Source organism: Caballeronia sp. LZ003, assembly GCF_031451465.1.
Taxonomy (GTDB): Bacteria; Pseudomonadota; Gammaproteobacteria; order Burkholderiales; family Burkholderiaceae; genus Caballeronia.
The window spans coordinates 3,157,859-3,171,889 of sequence record NZ_JARUXJ010000001.1; the positions used below are offsets into that span (position 1 = coordinate 3,157,859).

General features: G+C 64.5%; 14 protein-coding genes. 12 read left to right on the top strand and 2 right to left on the bottom strand.

The features are described from left to right. The first annotated feature begins 270 nt into the window (after positions 1-270). From gspD to QCE79_RS14395, 12 genes are all read left to right on the top strand, one after another. Positions 271-2,694, top strand: a complete 2,424-nt coding sequence (gene gspD / locus QCE79_RS14340) for a type II secretion system secretin GspD (protein WP_250492893.1) — start codon at positions 271-273, stop codon at positions 2,692-2,694. Next, positions 2,691-4,202 (top strand): type II secretion system ATPase GspE, encoded by a 1,512-nt coding sequence (gene gspE / locus QCE79_RS14345; protein ID WP_370652050.1) that lies wholly within the window; start codon positions 2,691-2,693, stop codon positions 4,200-4,202. The genes gspD and gspE overlap by 4 nt, the downstream gene beginning before the upstream one ends. A gap of 5 nt (positions 4,203-4,207) precedes the next feature. Beyond that, on the top strand, positions 4,208-5,425 hold the full coding sequence (gene gspF / locus QCE79_RS14350) for a type II secretion system inner membrane protein GspF (protein WP_250492852.1): 1,218 nt from the start codon (positions 4,208-4,210) through the stop codon (positions 5,423-5,425). Beyond that, positions 5,425-5,838 (top strand): type II secretion system protein N, encoded by a 414-nt coding sequence (locus tag QCE79_RS14355; protein WP_244826641.1) that lies wholly within the window; start codon positions 5,425-5,427, stop codon positions 5,836-5,838. Before gspF ends, QCE79_RS14355 begins: the two co-directional genes overlap by 1 nt. 117 nt (positions 5,839-5,955) lie before the next feature. After that, entirely contained in the window at positions 5,956-6,414 is a 459-nt protein-coding gene (gene gspG / locus QCE79_RS14360) for a type II secretion system major pseudopilin GspG (RefSeq protein ID WP_244826642.1), read from the top strand. Between the two features lie 13 nt (positions 6,415-6,427). After that, a complete protein-coding gene (locus QCE79_RS14365) occupies positions 6,428-6,910 on the top strand; it encodes a GspH/FimT family pseudopilin (protein ID WP_244826643.1) in 483 nt (160 codons plus the stop codon). Next, positions 6,910-7,296, top strand: a complete 387-nt coding sequence (gene gspI, locus QCE79_RS14370; RefSeq protein WP_309845009.1) for a type II secretion system minor pseudopilin GspI — start codon at positions 6,910-6,912, stop codon at positions 7,294-7,296. Before QCE79_RS14365 ends, gspI begins: the two co-directional genes overlap by 1 nt. Further along, positions 7,274-7,945: a prepilin-type N-terminal cleavage/methylation domain-containing protein gene (locus QCE79_RS14375; RefSeq protein ID WP_309845012.1), complete on the top strand. Its 672-nt coding sequence runs from the start codon at positions 7,274-7,276 to the stop codon at positions 7,943-7,945. Before gspI ends, QCE79_RS14375 begins: the two co-directional genes overlap by 23 nt. After that, on the top strand, positions 7,942-9,054 hold the full coding sequence (gspK, locus tag QCE79_RS14380) for a type II secretion system minor pseudopilin GspK (protein WP_244826646.1): 1,113 nt from the start codon (positions 7,942-7,944) through the stop codon (positions 9,052-9,054). The genes QCE79_RS14375 and gspK overlap by 4 nt, the downstream gene beginning before the upstream one ends. A gap of 17 nt (positions 9,055-9,071) precedes the next feature. Next, positions 9,072-10,385: a type II secretion system protein GspL gene (gspL, locus tag QCE79_RS14385; RefSeq protein WP_250492854.1), complete on the top strand. Its 1,314-nt coding sequence runs from the start codon at positions 9,072-9,074 to the stop codon at positions 10,383-10,385. Further along, complete coding sequence (locus tag QCE79_RS14390) at positions 10,382-10,885, top strand: type II secretion system protein M (RefSeq protein WP_309845017.1); 504 nt, start codon at positions 10,382-10,384, stop codon at positions 10,883-10,885. Before gspL ends, QCE79_RS14390 begins: the two co-directional genes overlap by 4 nt. Before the next feature lies 1 nt (position 10,886). Next, on the top strand, positions 10,887-11,666 hold the full coding sequence (locus QCE79_RS14395) for a type II secretion system protein N (RefSeq protein WP_250492855.1): 780 nt from the start codon (positions 10,887-10,889) through the stop codon (positions 11,664-11,666). A 222-nt stretch (positions 11,667-11,888) separates the two neighbouring features. Here the strand turns inward: QCE79_RS14395 and QCE79_RS14400 are convergent, their stop codons facing one another. Both QCE79_RS14400 and QCE79_RS14405 read right to left on the bottom strand, forming a co-directional pair. Next, a complete protein-coding gene (locus tag QCE79_RS14400) occupies positions 11,889-13,535 on the bottom strand; it encodes an efflux transporter outer membrane subunit (RefSeq protein WP_309845021.1) in 1,647 nt (548 codons plus the stop codon). A 190-nt stretch (positions 13,536-13,725) separates the two neighbouring features. Further along, positions 13,726-14,007, bottom strand: a complete 282-nt coding sequence (locus QCE79_RS14405) for a hypothetical protein (protein WP_244826651.1) — start codon at positions 14,005-14,007, stop codon at positions 13,726-13,728. Positions 14,008-14,031 lie beyond the last annotated feature (24 nt).

A 14,031-nucleotide genomic window follows, 5' to 3' on the forward strand; every position in this document is an offset into this window, starting at 1 on the left:
TCACAGGCGGTTTATCGGCAAGTTCGTTGAAAGCTTGAGAGCGGCGGAATTCAGTAAGCGAAGGCGGCTAGAGAAAATTCTGGTCTTGAACGATTTTTTGAATAATTTCGTTACGCGTTGCTGCTATCGTCACAATTTTTTGAAATGATCGTCGCCCGGGCAAGCTAGCCCGGAAACGATCGGCGGCGCCTCTGCTTGACGAGCGGTGCTGCCTTAGCGGGCTTTACCCGAGAAGTTCGCTTAGACAACACATTCATGAGAAGACAACCTATCGCACTGCGTCGCATCGCGACGGCACTGCTGGCGGCGGGACTTATCGTCGCGCAAGCCGCGCACGCGCAAGTGACATTGAATTTCGTCAACGCCGATATCGACCAGGTCGCAAAGGCGATCGGCGCCGCCACTGGCAAGACAATCATCGTCGATCCCCGGGTGAAGGGGCAGTTGAACCTCGTCTCGGAAAATCCGGTACCCGAGGATCAGGCGCTGAAGACATTGCAAGCCTCACTGCGCATGCAGGGTTTTGCGCTGGTGCAGGATCACGGTGTATTGAAAGTCGTGCCCGAGGCCGACGCCAAGCTGCAGGGCGTGCCGACCTATGTCGGCAACTCGCCTGCCGCGCGAGGCGATCAGGTCATCACGCAGGTGTTCCAGTTACGCAATGAATCGGCCAATAACATTTTGCCGGTGTTGCGCCCGCTGATCTCGCCGAACAACACCATCGCGGCCTATCCCGGCAACAACACGCTCGTGGTCACCGACTACGCCGACAACGTGCGGCGGATCGCCGGAATCATCGCGGGTATCGATACCGCCGCCGGGCGCGAGGTGGACTTGGTCCAGCTGAAGAACGCGAACGCAATCGACGTGGCCGACCAGATGAACAAGCTGCTCGACCCCGGCACGATCGGCAGCACGGACGCCACGCTCAAGGTCGTCGTCACCGCCGACCCGCGCACCAACTCGCTCATGTTCCGCGCTTCCAGCAGCGCGCGGCTCGAAGCCGCGAAAACGTTAGCGAAGAAGCTGGACTCGCCGACTTCGCAGCCGGGCAACATGCACGTCGTGGCGTTGCGCAACGCCGACGCCACGCGTCTTGCCAGGACCCTGCGCGGCATGATGGGCAAGGGCAACGGCAGCAGCAACGACAACTCGTCGAGCAATTCGAACTCGAACTCGTCGAATTCGTTCGGCCAGAGCGGCGGGCTCGGCAATTCGTCGAACTCCACCGGCACGTCGGGCGTGCCGCCGTTGCCAGGCGGTTTTGGCGGCAACAGCAGTTCGGGCAGCGGCAGTAACCCGATGTCGGGATCGGGCGGCAATCGCGACAGCGGTTTCTCGTCGAACAAGGACAGCGACAACGGCAACGACTCGGGCGGCGGCATGATCCAGGCGGATTCGGCGACGAATTCGCTCATCATCACCGCAGCGGACCCGGTCTATCGGAACCTGCGCGCCGTGATCGACCAGCTCGACGCGCGCCGCGCGCAGGTCTATATCGAAGCGCTGATCGTCGAACTCTCGGCCACCACCGGGGCCAATCTCGGCATTCAATGGCAGGGTCTGCTGCTTTCGAACGGCGGCAACAACGCGGTGTACGGCAGCACGAGCTTTGGCTCGGGCAATACCAACATCTTCGATTTGACCGTGCAGGGCGCAGCCGTCGCGCAAAACACGTCGGCGATCACCGCTTCGACGGGTCTTTTGGCGAACGGCCTGAACATCGGCTTGCTGCACCGCTTCGGCAATCTGTTCGGCCTCGGCGGTCTCTTGCAGGCGTTGTCCACGTCCGCCGACGCCAACATCCTCTCCACGCCAAACCTGATCACGCTCGACAACGAGGAAGCGAAAATCGTCGTCGGCCAGAACGTGCCGGTGGTGACGGGCTCCTACGCCACGCCGACCGCCAACGCCGCGACGTCGGTGACGGCGTTCAACACGTTCGACCGCCGCGACGTCGGCGTGACCTTGCACGTCAAGCCGCAGATTACCGACGGCGGCGTGCTCAAGATGCAGATCTATCAGGAAGATTCGAGCGTCGATGCCACGACCAAGACCGATCCGGGCGGCGTGACCATCAACACGCGCTCCGTGCAGTCGACTATTCTCGCGGACGATGGCGAAATCGTCGTGCTGGGCGGCTTGATGCAGGATCAGTACAACAATAACAACAGCAAGATTCCGCTTCTGGGCGACATCCCGTTCATCGGCAGCCTGTTCCGCAGCGAAAGCAAGACGCGCACGAAGACCAACCTGATGGTGTTCCTGCGCCCAGTGATCGTGCGCGATCAGGCGACGGCTTCGCAGATCGCCAACACGCGCTACGACTACATGCGCCAGCAACAATACGGCTCGACCACGGACAACCGCCTGATTCGCGATCAGAACGTGCCGGTCATGCCGCCGAAGCCGCTTGGACCGAGCGAAGGCGGTGGCGCCCCGGCCCAAAATCTGCTGGACTGGAGCAACCTGACGCGCGGTACGCCGAGCACGACGCTGCCCCAGGACCCGAACGCGGGTCCCGCGCCGCAGCCGTATCAGCAAGCGCCGCAGCGTTCGGAGTTGCCGCAGCCGCAGCAGCCGCCGTACGGCAATGCGCCAACCAATTACGCGGTGCCCAACAATCAGCCGAGCACCACGCCGCTGGATAACAGTTCGAACAATTCGAACAGTTCGTCAGGAGCACGGCCGTGAATACGCTGAACGCCGAAGCCGATCGCACGAATCTCGCCCACAACGCTGAAGCGCCGGCCGCAGCGTCGCCGCTCGCGGCCAGGCTCGTGCCTTACAGCTTCGCGCGAACCGGGCAGATACTGCTCGCGCATCAGCATGCGGACAACATCGAGGTTTGGATCAGCGAGCGCACGTCCGACGCCGCGCTCGCGGAGGTCGCGCGCAATTTCGGCGCGCTGTCCATCCAGCGCAAATCCGCCGATGAACTGGCCGCCGCCATCAATTCCGCCTATGCGCGCAACGACGGTAGCGCGGCGCAGGTTGTCGGCGAAGTGGAGGGCGAAGTCGATCTCTCGCGCCTGATGCAGGACATTCCGGAAGTCGAGGACCTGCTGGAATCGGAAGACGACGCGCCGATCATCCGCATGATCAACGCGCTTCTGACGCAGGCGGCGCGCGAACAGGCGTCGGACATACATATAGAGCCGTTCGAGAACGCGTCGGTCGTGCGTTTTCGCGTGGACGGTACGTTGCGCGACGTCGTGCGCCCGAAGAAAGCGCTGCACGGCGCGCTGATCTCGCGGATCAAGATCATGGCGCAGCTCGATATCGCCGAAAAACGTCTGCCGCAGGACGGGCGCATTACCTTGCGCGTGGGCGGGCGTCCCGTCGATGTGCGCGTGTCGACGCTGCCGACCGGACACGGCGAACGCGCGGTGCTGCGTCTGCTCGAAAAAGACGCGCAACGCCTGAACCTCGAAAAGCTCGGCATGGCGCGCGACACGCTCGTCAACTTCGACAAGCTGATCGGCCGTCCGCACGGCATCGTGCTCGTCACCGGGCCGACGGGCTCGGGCAAGACCACGACGCTTTATGCGGCCATGTCGCGGCTTGAGACCACCACCACCAACATCATGACGGTGGAAGATCCGATCGAATACGACTTGTCGGGTATTGGCCAGACGCAGGTGAACGAGCGCATCGGCATGACCTTCGCGCGCGCGCTGCGTTCCATTTTGCGGCAGGACCCGGACATCATCATGATCGGGGAAATTCGCGACCTGGAGACGGCGCAGATCGCGGTGCAGGCGTCGCTCACGGGTCACCTGGTGCTTGCGACCTTGCACACGAACGACGCCGCTTCGGCCGTCACGCGTCTCACCGATATGGGCGTGGAGCCGTATCTGCTCGCATCGTCGCTGCTCGGCGTGCTGGCGCAGCGGCTCGTGCGGCAACTGTGTCCGGTGTGCAAGGAAGAGCGCGTCGAGGAAGACGGCGTGACGCATTGGCATCCGGTGGGCTGCGACCGCTGCGGCCAGTCGGGTTACGCGGGACGCCGCGGCGTCTACGAACTTCTGCTGATGGACGATGAAATCCGTCCGCTGATCCACCGCAACGCCGCCGATGCCGAAATTCTCGCGGCGGGCCGCAAGCAAGGCATGCGCACGCTGCGCGAGGACGGCAACCGCTGGCTGGCGACCGGCGTGACGTCGCTCGAAGAAGTGCTGCGCGTGACGGGCGGAGATTAACGCGTATGCCGGCTTTCCGTTTCGAAGCGATCGACCACGCGGGCAAGACGCAAAAGGGCGTGCTCGATGCCGACAGCGCCCGCGCCGCGCGCAGCCAGTTGCGCACGCAAGGTCTGACGCCGCTTATCGTCGAGGCGGCGGGTACGCGGACGCGCGGCGAACGGCAGCAACGCCTTTCGCTCGGGCGGCGTCTGTCGCAGCGCGAGCAGGCCATTCTCACGCGTCAGCTCGCGAGCCTCTTGATCGCGGGTTTGCCGCTCGGCGAAACGCTCGCGGTCCTGACCGAGCAGTCCGAGCGCGATTACATCCGCGAACTCATGGCCGCGATCCGCGCCGAAGTGCTCGGCGGGCATTCGTTCGCCAATGCGCTGGCGCAGCATCCGAAAGACTTCCCCGAGATCTATCGCGCGCTCGTCGCGGCGGGCGAGCATACCGGCAAGCTGGGTCTCGTGCTCTCCCGTCTCGCGGACTACATCGAGCAACGCAACGCGCTGAAACAGAAGATCATTCTGGCGTTTACGTATCCGGGTATCGTGACGATCATCGCGCTTGGCATCGTCACGTTTCTTTTGAGTTATGTCGTGCCGCAGGTCGTGAACGTGTTCGCCAGCACCAAGCAGGCGCTGCCCGTTCTCACCGTGATGATGATGGCGCTCTCCGCGTTCGTGCGGAATTACTGGTGGGCCATGCTGGTCGGCGTCGCGCTTTTCGCGTGGATCGTCAAGAGCATTCTCGCGCGGCCCGGGCCGCGCATGGCGTTTGACCGCTGGCTGCTCACCGCGCCGCTCATCGGCAAATTGGTGCGCGGCTATAACACCGTGCGCTTTGCCAGCACGCTCGCCATTCTGACGGCCGCCGGCGTGCCGATCCTGCGCGCGCTGCAGGCCGCGGGCGAAACCCTGAGCAACCGGGCAATGAGCAATAACGTCGACGACGCCATCGTGCGCGTGCGCGAAGGTTCGTCGCTATCGCGCGCGCTCGGCAACACGAAGACGTTTCCGCCCGTGCTGGTGCATCTGATCCGCTCCGGCGAAGCCACCGGCGACGTCACCACCATGCTCGATCGCGCCTCCGAAGGCGAAGCGCGCGAACTCGAACGTCGCACGATGTTCCTGACGAGTCTGCTCGAACCGCTGCTCATTCTGGCGATGGGCGGCGTCGTGCTGGTGATCGTGCTCGCGGTGATGCTGCCGATCATCGAACTGAACAATCTGGTGCAGTAATGAACAGCCTGCAAATTCGCCTGATATCGCTCGCCGCCCTCGCGCTCTTTTGCGTGACCGTGACGTACTGGGTCGTCACGCTGACCTCGCGGCAGACCGCGCCCTTGCCCGCTGCCGCCGCCACGCGCACGCCGTCGGTGGAACAGGCCGCGACTATATTCGGCGGACAACTGGAACGGCAAGCGAATCAGGATGTGCATCTGTTCGGCATCCTGGCCCTGCAGCACGGCGCGGCGGCTATCGTCAGTTATGGCGGCGAGCCGGCCCGCGCGATCTCGCTCGGCGGTCCGCTCACGCAAGGCGTGAAGCTTTCGGAAGTGCGCGCGCGTTCGATCATCATCGATCGTAACGGCTCGAAGTCGGAGATCTTCCTGCCGCAGATGCCTCCTGGACCGACGATCTACGTGCGCTAAAGCGCCGCGCGGCGGGTTCGTTCGCGTGTTCATGCGAACGCGCTCGCTAGAATGCTCGGCGGGAATTTTCAATAACAGCGGGCGCAAGCCCCGGATTCATATCAAGAGGTAGTAGTCATGCAATTGTGGACACAACGCCGCATGAACGTTGCAAAGGCGCGCCGTCAGGGCGGCTTCACGCTGATCGAAATCATGGTGGTGATCGCCATTCTCGGCATTCTCGCCGCGCTTATCGTGCCGAAGATCATGAGTCGTCCGGACGAGGCGCGCCGCGTCGCCGCGAAACAGGACATCGGCACCATCATGCAGGCGATGAAGCTGTATCGCCTGGACAACGGCCGTTATCCGACGCAAGAGCAGGGTTTGCGCGCGCTGATCGAGAAGCCGACCACGGAACCGGCGCCGAACAACTGGAAGGACGGCGGCTATCTGGAACGTCTGCCGGCCGACCCGTGGGGCGCGCAGTATCAATATCTGAATCCGGGCGTGCACGGCGAAATCGACGTGTTCAGCTACGGCGCGGACAACAAGGCGGGCGGCGACGGCAACGACGCCGACGTCGGTTCGTGGCAGTAATCTCATCGAAGGAATGATCGTGGGCAGGCGCGATATGCATAGAGGCCGTGAAGCAGGCTTCACGCTGCTGGAAATGCTCGTCGTGCTGGTGATCGCGGGTCTGCTCGTGTCGCTGGCTTCGTTGCAGCTCACGCGCAATCCGCGCACCGACCTCAACGAGGAAGCGCAGCGTCTCGCGCTCCTGTTCGAATCCGCGGGCGACGAAGCGCAAGTGCGCGCGCGGCCCATCGCGTGGCAGCCTTACGACGGCGGTTTTCGCTTCGATATCCGCACCGAGGACGGCTGGCGTCCGCTGCGCGACGATCTGCTGCGGCCGCGTCCGTGGGAAGGCGGCGTGACGAGCGCGACGATCCAGTTTCTCGATTCCGACAAGTCGGCAAGCCGCCTCGTCTTCGGCACCGAAGCCATCGACACGCCCATGGAAGTCACGCTCGTTTCGCCGGCAGGGCGCGCGACCATCGTCGGCAGCGGCAATGGCCGCTTTCAGGTGCGGTGATGTGCACCCGGCGGAAGGAACGCGGCTTCACGATGATCGAAGTGCTGGTTGCGCTGGCGATCATCGCGGTGGCGCTTGCCGCGTCGCTGAGGGCGGTCGGCGCGATTGCCAACGGCGAGGCGGATTTGCATCGGCGTCTGCTTGCCGGCTGGAGCGCGGACAACGAGCTAGCGCAGATTCGGCTGGCGCACACGTTCCCGGGGATCGGCTCGCGCACCTTCGAATGTTCGCAGGGCAACCTGAAGCTGGTCTGCACGCAGCGCGTCACCGCGACGCCCAACCCGATTTTCCGGCGCGTCGAGATGTTCGTCACGACGCCGGGCCGTTCGGGCTATCTCGCGCAAATGGTCACGGTGGTGGCGAATGAAACGAACCGCTCCCTCTGACGCCGCGAGGCAGCGCGGCTTTACGCTGCTGGAAATGCTGATCGCCATCGCCATTCTGGCGGTGATCGCGGTGCTGTCGTGGCGCGGGCTCGACTCCATCATCCGCGCCCGTGCGACCATCACCAATTCGATGGAAGACGAGCGCGTGGTCGCGCAGTTGTTCGATCAGATGCGTATCGACGCGCGTCAGGCCGCCACCGACGACGAAGCGGGTCAGCCCGCGGTGTCGATCGACAACGGCTCGCTGCAGATCGTGCGCGGCATGTTCGCGGTCGGTGCGCCGCCGCGCTTGCAGGTCGTGCGTTACCGTTTATCGGACGGACGCATCGTGCGCTTCGCGTCGCCGCCGCTCGCAAATGTGGGCGAAGTGCGGCGCGCGTTGTCATCGAGCGATACGGCGGACGGCTGGAACGCGGTGCAGTTGATGGGCGGCGTGGCTTCGCTCGCCTCGCGCGTCTATATTCCGCAGAAAGGCTGGACCACGAGGATGAACGACGTGTTCTCGCAGATCAACGAGAACGACAACAACCTGAAGGTGCCGCAGCTCGGCAACGCGCCGCTGCCGCGCGCGGTTTCGGGAATTCAGGTGGCGGTCGGCGCGCGCAATCTCGCCGCGCCGATCACGCGTGTATTCATGGTCGGAGAATGACGATGCGCGCCAGAAGCCGGAAAGAACGCGGAGTCGCGATCATCAGCGCGTTGCTGGTGGTCGCGCTGTCGGCCATTCTGGTGTCGGGCATGTTGTGGCGTCAGCAGGTGCAGGTGCGTCGTATCGAAAATCAGCGGCTGCTCGCGCAGGCGCAGTGGATTTCGCGTAGCGCGCTCGACTGGACGCGCCTCATTTTGCGCTCGGAAGCCGATACCTCACCGACCGTCACGTATCTCGGCGGCGTGTGGGGTGTGCCCATCGCGAAGACGAAGCTGTCGGACTTTCTCGGGCAGATCGGTGAAGTGCGTTCGCAGGAAGGCGCGCAGACGTTTCTGTCCGGATCGATTGAAGACGCGCAGGCGAAGTTCAATCTGCGCAACCTCGTGTCGACGCCAACGCCGGGCGTACTGACCATCAACGTCGAACAGATTCAGGCGTTCCAGCGGCTGCTTACGCTTCTCGGCATCAACGGGTCGCTCGCGAAAACGGTGGCGCTGCAGATACGCGCGGGTCTCGCGCGATCCGCGACGCGTTTTCAGACGCAAACGGGCAACAGCACCACGACGAGCACGACCACGCCGGAAGCGACCATCGCGGCGATTGCGCAGGGCGGCGGCACGGGCGGCGGCAATTTCACCGACGATCCCGGCCTGAAGGACGCGGATACCGACGCGCCCGTCGCGCCCTTGCAGATGATCAGCGTCGACTCGCTGCTCGACGTGCAGGGTTTCTCGCCGGAAGCCGTCGCGAAGCTCAGGCCGTTCGTCACCGTTCTGCCGACGACGACCGCCGTGAACATGAACACCGCGCCTGCCGAAGTGGTCGCGGCCGTGGTGCCGGGAATGAATCTCTCGCAGGCGCAGGCGTTCGTCGCGCGCCGCGAGACGGTGTTCTTTCACGATACCGGCAACGTGCAGCTCGCGCTCACCGGCGCGGGCGTGAAGACCGCGACATCGATCGATCCCAGCGAGCTCGATGTCACCACACGCTATTTCGTGATCCGTGGGCGCGTCGAACATGAGCGCGCGCAGCTGGAGCGCTCGACGCTCGTGTACCGCGATCCGACCACGCATACGACGCGCATCGTCTATACGCGCGACGCGCTTTAAATGAGAGGAAGTGGCCTTTGAGCACACTGATCGTTCTACTACCGCCGCGCGATCCGGCGGTGCGCTCGGAAGAGTGGCATCTGCCCGACCTGCCGTTCGTGCTGCTCGACAAGCGCGGCGAAACTCAGCGCGCCGGCCGCGCATCGCTCGGGTTGCTGCCGCGTGCGAACGCGACCGTGCTGATCGTCGCCGCGCGCGACACGCTGCTGCTCGCCGCGCAAGTGCCGCCGCTGAAGGGGCCGCGCTTGCGTCAGGCGCTGCCGAACGTGATCGAGGATCAGGTGATCCAGGACGCGCAGACTTGCCATATCGCCGTCGATCCCGTCGCGCTCGCCGATGGCCGGCGCGTGCTCGCGGTCATCGATCGCGGCTGGTTCCGCTTCGTGCGCGAGGCATTCTCTGGCGCGGGGCATCGCAATGTGAAGGCGGTGCCCGCCATGCGTTGCCTGCCGATTCCGTCCCGCGAAGCCGATGAAGCGCTTGCCGCGCCGCCGTTCGTCGCCGGACTGCTCGGGCATGTGGTTTCGACCGCGCCCGCGCTCATCGGCGAAGTGGCCGCGCCGGCCGCGCTTGTCACGCCGCGCATGGAAGTGGCGATTGCGCGCGGCGAACACGCGGCGCTCGGCGAGGGACTCGCCTTGCCGTCCGATTCCATCGCCGCGACGCTCGACGCTCTCGCGGGCGATCAGCCGGTCACCGTGTATTCGCTTCTCGATCTTCCGGGCGACGAGCCGCGTCTCGCATCGTCGCGGGCGGCGGCGAGCATCGTCGGCGCAGAGCCGCTCGCGTTCGAGTCGCTCGCACGCAATGCGCTCGCGAGCCGCTTCGATCTGTGCCAGTTCGAGTTCGCCGCGCAGCCGTGGCGGCTCGACCGCACGACGATGCGCCGTCTGCGCGTGCCGATCGCGCTCGTGGTGGCGTCGATCGTCGTGTCGATCATCGGGATCAACGTGCAGTGGATTCAGCTTGCGCGTCAGCGCGACGCGATCAGCGCGCAGATGACGGAGCTGCTGCTCAACGCCTTCCCTAAAACCACCGTCGTGCTCGACGCGCCCGACCAGATGACGCGCAATCTCGATCGTCTGCGCGTGGCGTCGGGCGAGCTGTCGCCATCGGATTTTCTGACACTCGCCGATGGCCTCGCGCGTTCGCTCGGGCCGGTGCCGGTGAACGGCATCGCGGGGCTGGATTATCGCGATCGGCATCTCGAAGTGACGTTCAAACCGGAGACGAAGGTCGATGGCGATCTTTCCCGGCGTCTTTCGGCGAACGGGCTGAACGGTGCAATCGACAGCAACACGGGTAAGTGGACGATCAGGAGCGGTCAATGAAAGCGGAACTCGGACGTTCGCTCGGGGAGTTTTGGGAGGCGCGCACGGCACGCGAAAAGGCGCTGCTGTTCTGGGGCGGACTGATTCTCGGCCTCGCGCTCGTGTATCTGGTGCTGTGGGCGCCTGCCTTCGAAGGACGCGGCCGCTTGCGCGACACGCTGCCCGCCATGCAACGCCAGCTCGCGACGATGACCGCGCAAGCCAACGAGGCGCGCTCGCTCGCGGGCAATTCGGATAGCGTGACGCCGACGGGCGGCGCCTTGCGCGATGCGCTCACCAAGTCGCTGGCGGACAGCGGCATGCAGGCGACGCAGGTGCAGGTGATCGGCGCGGCGGTGCAGATTCAGTTGAAGAACACGTCGTTTCCGAACTGGACGCTGTGGCTCGACGACGCCCGCAAGCAGTTCAAGGTGCAAGTGTCGGAGGCGCATGTCACGGCGCTTCAGCCGGATGGCCAGGTGGATCTGACGGCATCGCTGCAACCGGCGAGCGTGAAGTGACATGAGCTATTGGACTCGCCGAATCCGGTACGCGCTGCCGGCTTTTTTTGTGATGATCTTGTCGGTCGCCGGCACGCTGCTCGTAATGCTGCCCGCCGCCTGGATCACGCCGCAATTCGCGCGCGTAACGGGCGGCCGCGTGAATCTCGTCGATCCGGCGGGTTCGCTCTGGCGCGGTTCAGCCACGCTCATGCTCGCGACGGGTGGCGACGTTTCCGGCGCGACGCTGCTGCCGGGGCGTATCGAGTGGACGACGGCGTTTTGGCCGCTTTTCACGGGCCGCGTTCACATGAGCATGCGCCAGAGCGAAGCGATGCCCGACGCCGTGATCGTCGATGCCACGCCGCGCGGCGCGTTTCTTTCGGCTGGCGGGATCGCCGTGCCGGCTACGTTGCTTTCCGGGCTCGGCGCGCCGTTCAACACGCTGAACTTCGATGGTTCGGTGCGGCTCACATGGACCGAGTTCCGCGTGCTCGGCAGGAATGCGTATGGTCAGGTGGTCGTCACGCTTGACGACATGTCGTCGAGAGTATCGCGGGTGAAGCCGCTCGGGTCGTATCGGGTGGCGTTGCAGGCGCAGGGTGAATCGGCGGAAATCGATCTCACGACTACGCGTGGCCCGCTCCTGCTGAAGGGAAACGGCACGGTGTCGCAGGGATCGACGGCGTTCAACGGCACCGCGACGGCGGCGCCCGAGCAGCGCGAGAATCTGGCGGGACTGTTGAATCTGCTAGGCCGGCATACGGATCAGGATACGGTGGCGCTGACCTTGGTGCGGTGAGGCGGTGCTAACTTCCCGATGTCTTTAGTGCCGGTGCGGTTGTGCAAATTGTCTTTCCAACAGCGCTTCGGATTGAGCGGTTCGTGCGCGCACGTTGAACAACGAAGGCGCACTGAGCGCACCGCTTGCGCTCGCGAGATTTTTGCTCAGCTGGCTTGTGCTTGCTTGCCCGCAACGCGGCGCACCAGGCAACACGCATGCGTTCGAGCTTGCACGGGCGTTTTAGTCGGCTGACGCGCGCTTGTCGCTAGCCGATAGCGTCTGACTGACGATATCGGAAGCCGAAGCCGAAGCCGAAGCCGAAGCCGAAGCCGAAGCCGAAGCCGAAGCCGAAGCCGAAGCCGAAGCCGAAGCCGAAGCCGAAGCCGAAGCCGAAGCTGGCGGCTGCACCGCCCCCGTTTCCTGATCCATCTGCGCGACATCCCACCCGCCGCCTAGCGCCTTCACCAATCCCACCGACGAGACCATCCGCTGTCCCGCGATATTCGCCAGCTTCTGCTGCGCCGTGAACGCCGTGGTCTGCGCGGTCAGCACGTTGATGAACGCGACCGTCCCCGCCTTGTACTGATTGTTGATGATCGCGAGCGCCTGCTGCGCCGACTCCACCGCCTGCTGCTGCACGACGACTTCCTTCTCGAGAATGCGCAGCGAAGCGAGATTGTCTTCGACATCCTGAAACGCCGTCAGCACCGTCTGCCGATACGTCGCGACATTCTGGTCGTAAGCGGCACGCGCGGCGTCCGTGCGGGCGGCGCGCAAACCGCCATCGAAAATGGTTGCGGCGATGTCCGGGCCGAGCGTCCAGAAACGCGACGGCGCGCGCAGCAATTGCGACAACACCGAGCTTTCGAAGCCGCCCTGCGCGGAGAGCGTGAGCGTGGGAAAGTACGCCGCGATTTCCACGCCGATCTGTTCGTTCGCCGCCGCAGCCTTCCGTTCGGCCGATGCGATATCCGGCCGCCGTTCGAGAATCGCGGATGGCATCTGCGCGGGCACGGTCGGCGGCGTGGCATCGAGCGGCATCTGCGCCAGCGAGAAGGTCGAAGCCGCCTCGCCGATAAGCACCGCGATGGCATGCTCGTACTGCGCGCGCGCGACGCCGTTATCGATTGCCGATGCCTGCGCCGACTGCAACTGCGTCTGCGCCTGAATCACGTCCGAGCGCGCGACGATTCCCTGCCCATACTGATTCTGCGTGAGCTTCAGCGACTGCTGATAAGCGGCGACGGTATCGTCCAGAAGCCGTTGTTGCGCGTCGAGCGAGCGCAACTGGAAGTAGGTCTGCGCGAGCGTGCCTTGCGCGGACAGACGCGCGTTCGCAAGATCGGCTGCCGCGCCCTGCTGGCCGGCCTTCTGCGCCGATACCGTGCGGCTCACGCTGCCCCAGAGATCAGGCTCCCAAGTGGCATCGAGCGATGCGCTGAAGCTGTTGCCGACGGTGCTGGAACTGTTGCCGAACGTAGAGGTGCTCGTGGAACGCGTGCCCGCACCTTGCCCAGAGCGCGATCCCGAAGCCGACGCACCGATGGTCGGGAAATATGCCGCGCGCGCCTCGCCGACGAGCGCCCGCGCCTGCCGATAAGCCGCCGCATATTGCGCAACCGTCTGGTTCGACTGATTCAGCCGCGCTTCGAGGTCGTTGAGCGTTGCGTCGTCGTAAATGGTCCACCACGTTCCGCGATCGGTCTGATCGGCGGGCTGCGCGACTTTCCAGCCATCGGGCGCTTCCTTATAGGACGCGGGCATTGCCGTGGACGGGCGCTGATAGTCGGGACCGACCGCGCAACCGGCGAAGGACAACGCCAGCGTGGCCGCAAGCGCAGTGGCGGAAAGGCGCAGCGAGGATGAAACAGCGAGGCGAGACGGCATCTGCTTTCGAAATTCCTGTCGGCGGCGCTTCGTCCGATACGACGAATGCGACTGCCGAGATGGTAACGGAACGCTCGCGAAGCAGGTCGTGGGACTTGCGTGCGAGCGTCAGGCAGACGTTAGGGTAACGGCTTCGGCGTAAGGTGGGTGTTACGCGGCAGCGGGAATCGGTTACGACGCGTTACGCGCTTCAGGCGCCGCCTGCTCCGCCGCTACTGGAGCAAGCGCACGGCGCGGGAAGCAAGGTGCGGTTGGATGCACGCGCGGGCTTTTCAGTCTTGCGCCGCTGCCGATTCTCGAACCATCCCATGGCCAGCACGATGAACGAACCGCCCGGCATCAGGAACACGATCAGATACAACGCGAATTTCCACGAGTTCAGATTCGGCGGAACGAACTGACGGGATGCGTTGGCGATCGAGCTGCTGACTTGGCCGAAACGTCGGCCGGCGGTGCGGGCAAAGCGGGTCATCGAAGGGTCCTTGGGGCGTCGCGA

Bases quoted from the DNA above. Each gene is read 5' to 3' on its own strand.
- gspI (WP_309845009.1), top strand. From the start codon at position 6,910: ATGTGCACCCGGCGGAAGGAACGCGGCTTCACGATGATCGAAGTGCTG.
- QCE79_RS14405 (WP_244826651.1), bottom strand. From the start codon at position 14,007: ATGACCCGCTTTGCCCGCACCGCCGGCCGACGTTTCGGCCAAGTCAGC.
- gspF (WP_250492852.1), top strand. From the start codon at position 4,208: ATGCCGGCTTTCCGTTTCGAAGCGATCGACCACGCGGGCAAGACGCAA.
- gspK (WP_244826646.1), top strand. From the start codon at position 7,942: ATGACGATGCGCGCCAGAAGCCGGAAAGAACGCGGAGTCGCGATCATC.
- QCE79_RS14355 (WP_244826641.1), top strand. From the start codon at position 5,425: ATGAACAGCCTGCAAATTCGCCTGATATCGCTCGCCGCCCTCGCGCTC.
- QCE79_RS14390 (WP_309845017.1), top strand. From the start codon at position 10,382: ATGAAAGCGGAACTCGGACGTTCGCTCGGGGAGTTTTGGGAGGCGCGC.
- QCE79_RS14400 (WP_309845021.1), bottom strand. From the start codon at position 13,535: ATGCCGTCTCGCCTCGCTGTTTCATCCTCGCTGCGCCTTTCCGCCACT.
- QCE79_RS14365 (WP_244826643.1), top strand. From the start codon at position 6,428: ATGATCGTGGGCAGGCGCGATATGCATAGAGGCCGTGAAGCAGGCTTC.
- QCE79_RS14395 (WP_250492855.1), top strand. From the start codon at position 10,887: ATGAGCTATTGGACTCGCCGAATCCGGTACGCGCTGCCGGCTTTTTTT.
- QCE79_RS14375 (WP_309845012.1), top strand. From the start codon at position 7,274: ATGAAACGAACCGCTCCCTCTGACGCCGCGAGGCAGCGCGGCTTTACG.
- gspG (WP_244826642.1), top strand. From the start codon at position 5,956: ATGCAATTGTGGACACAACGCCGCATGAACGTTGCAAAGGCGCGCCGT.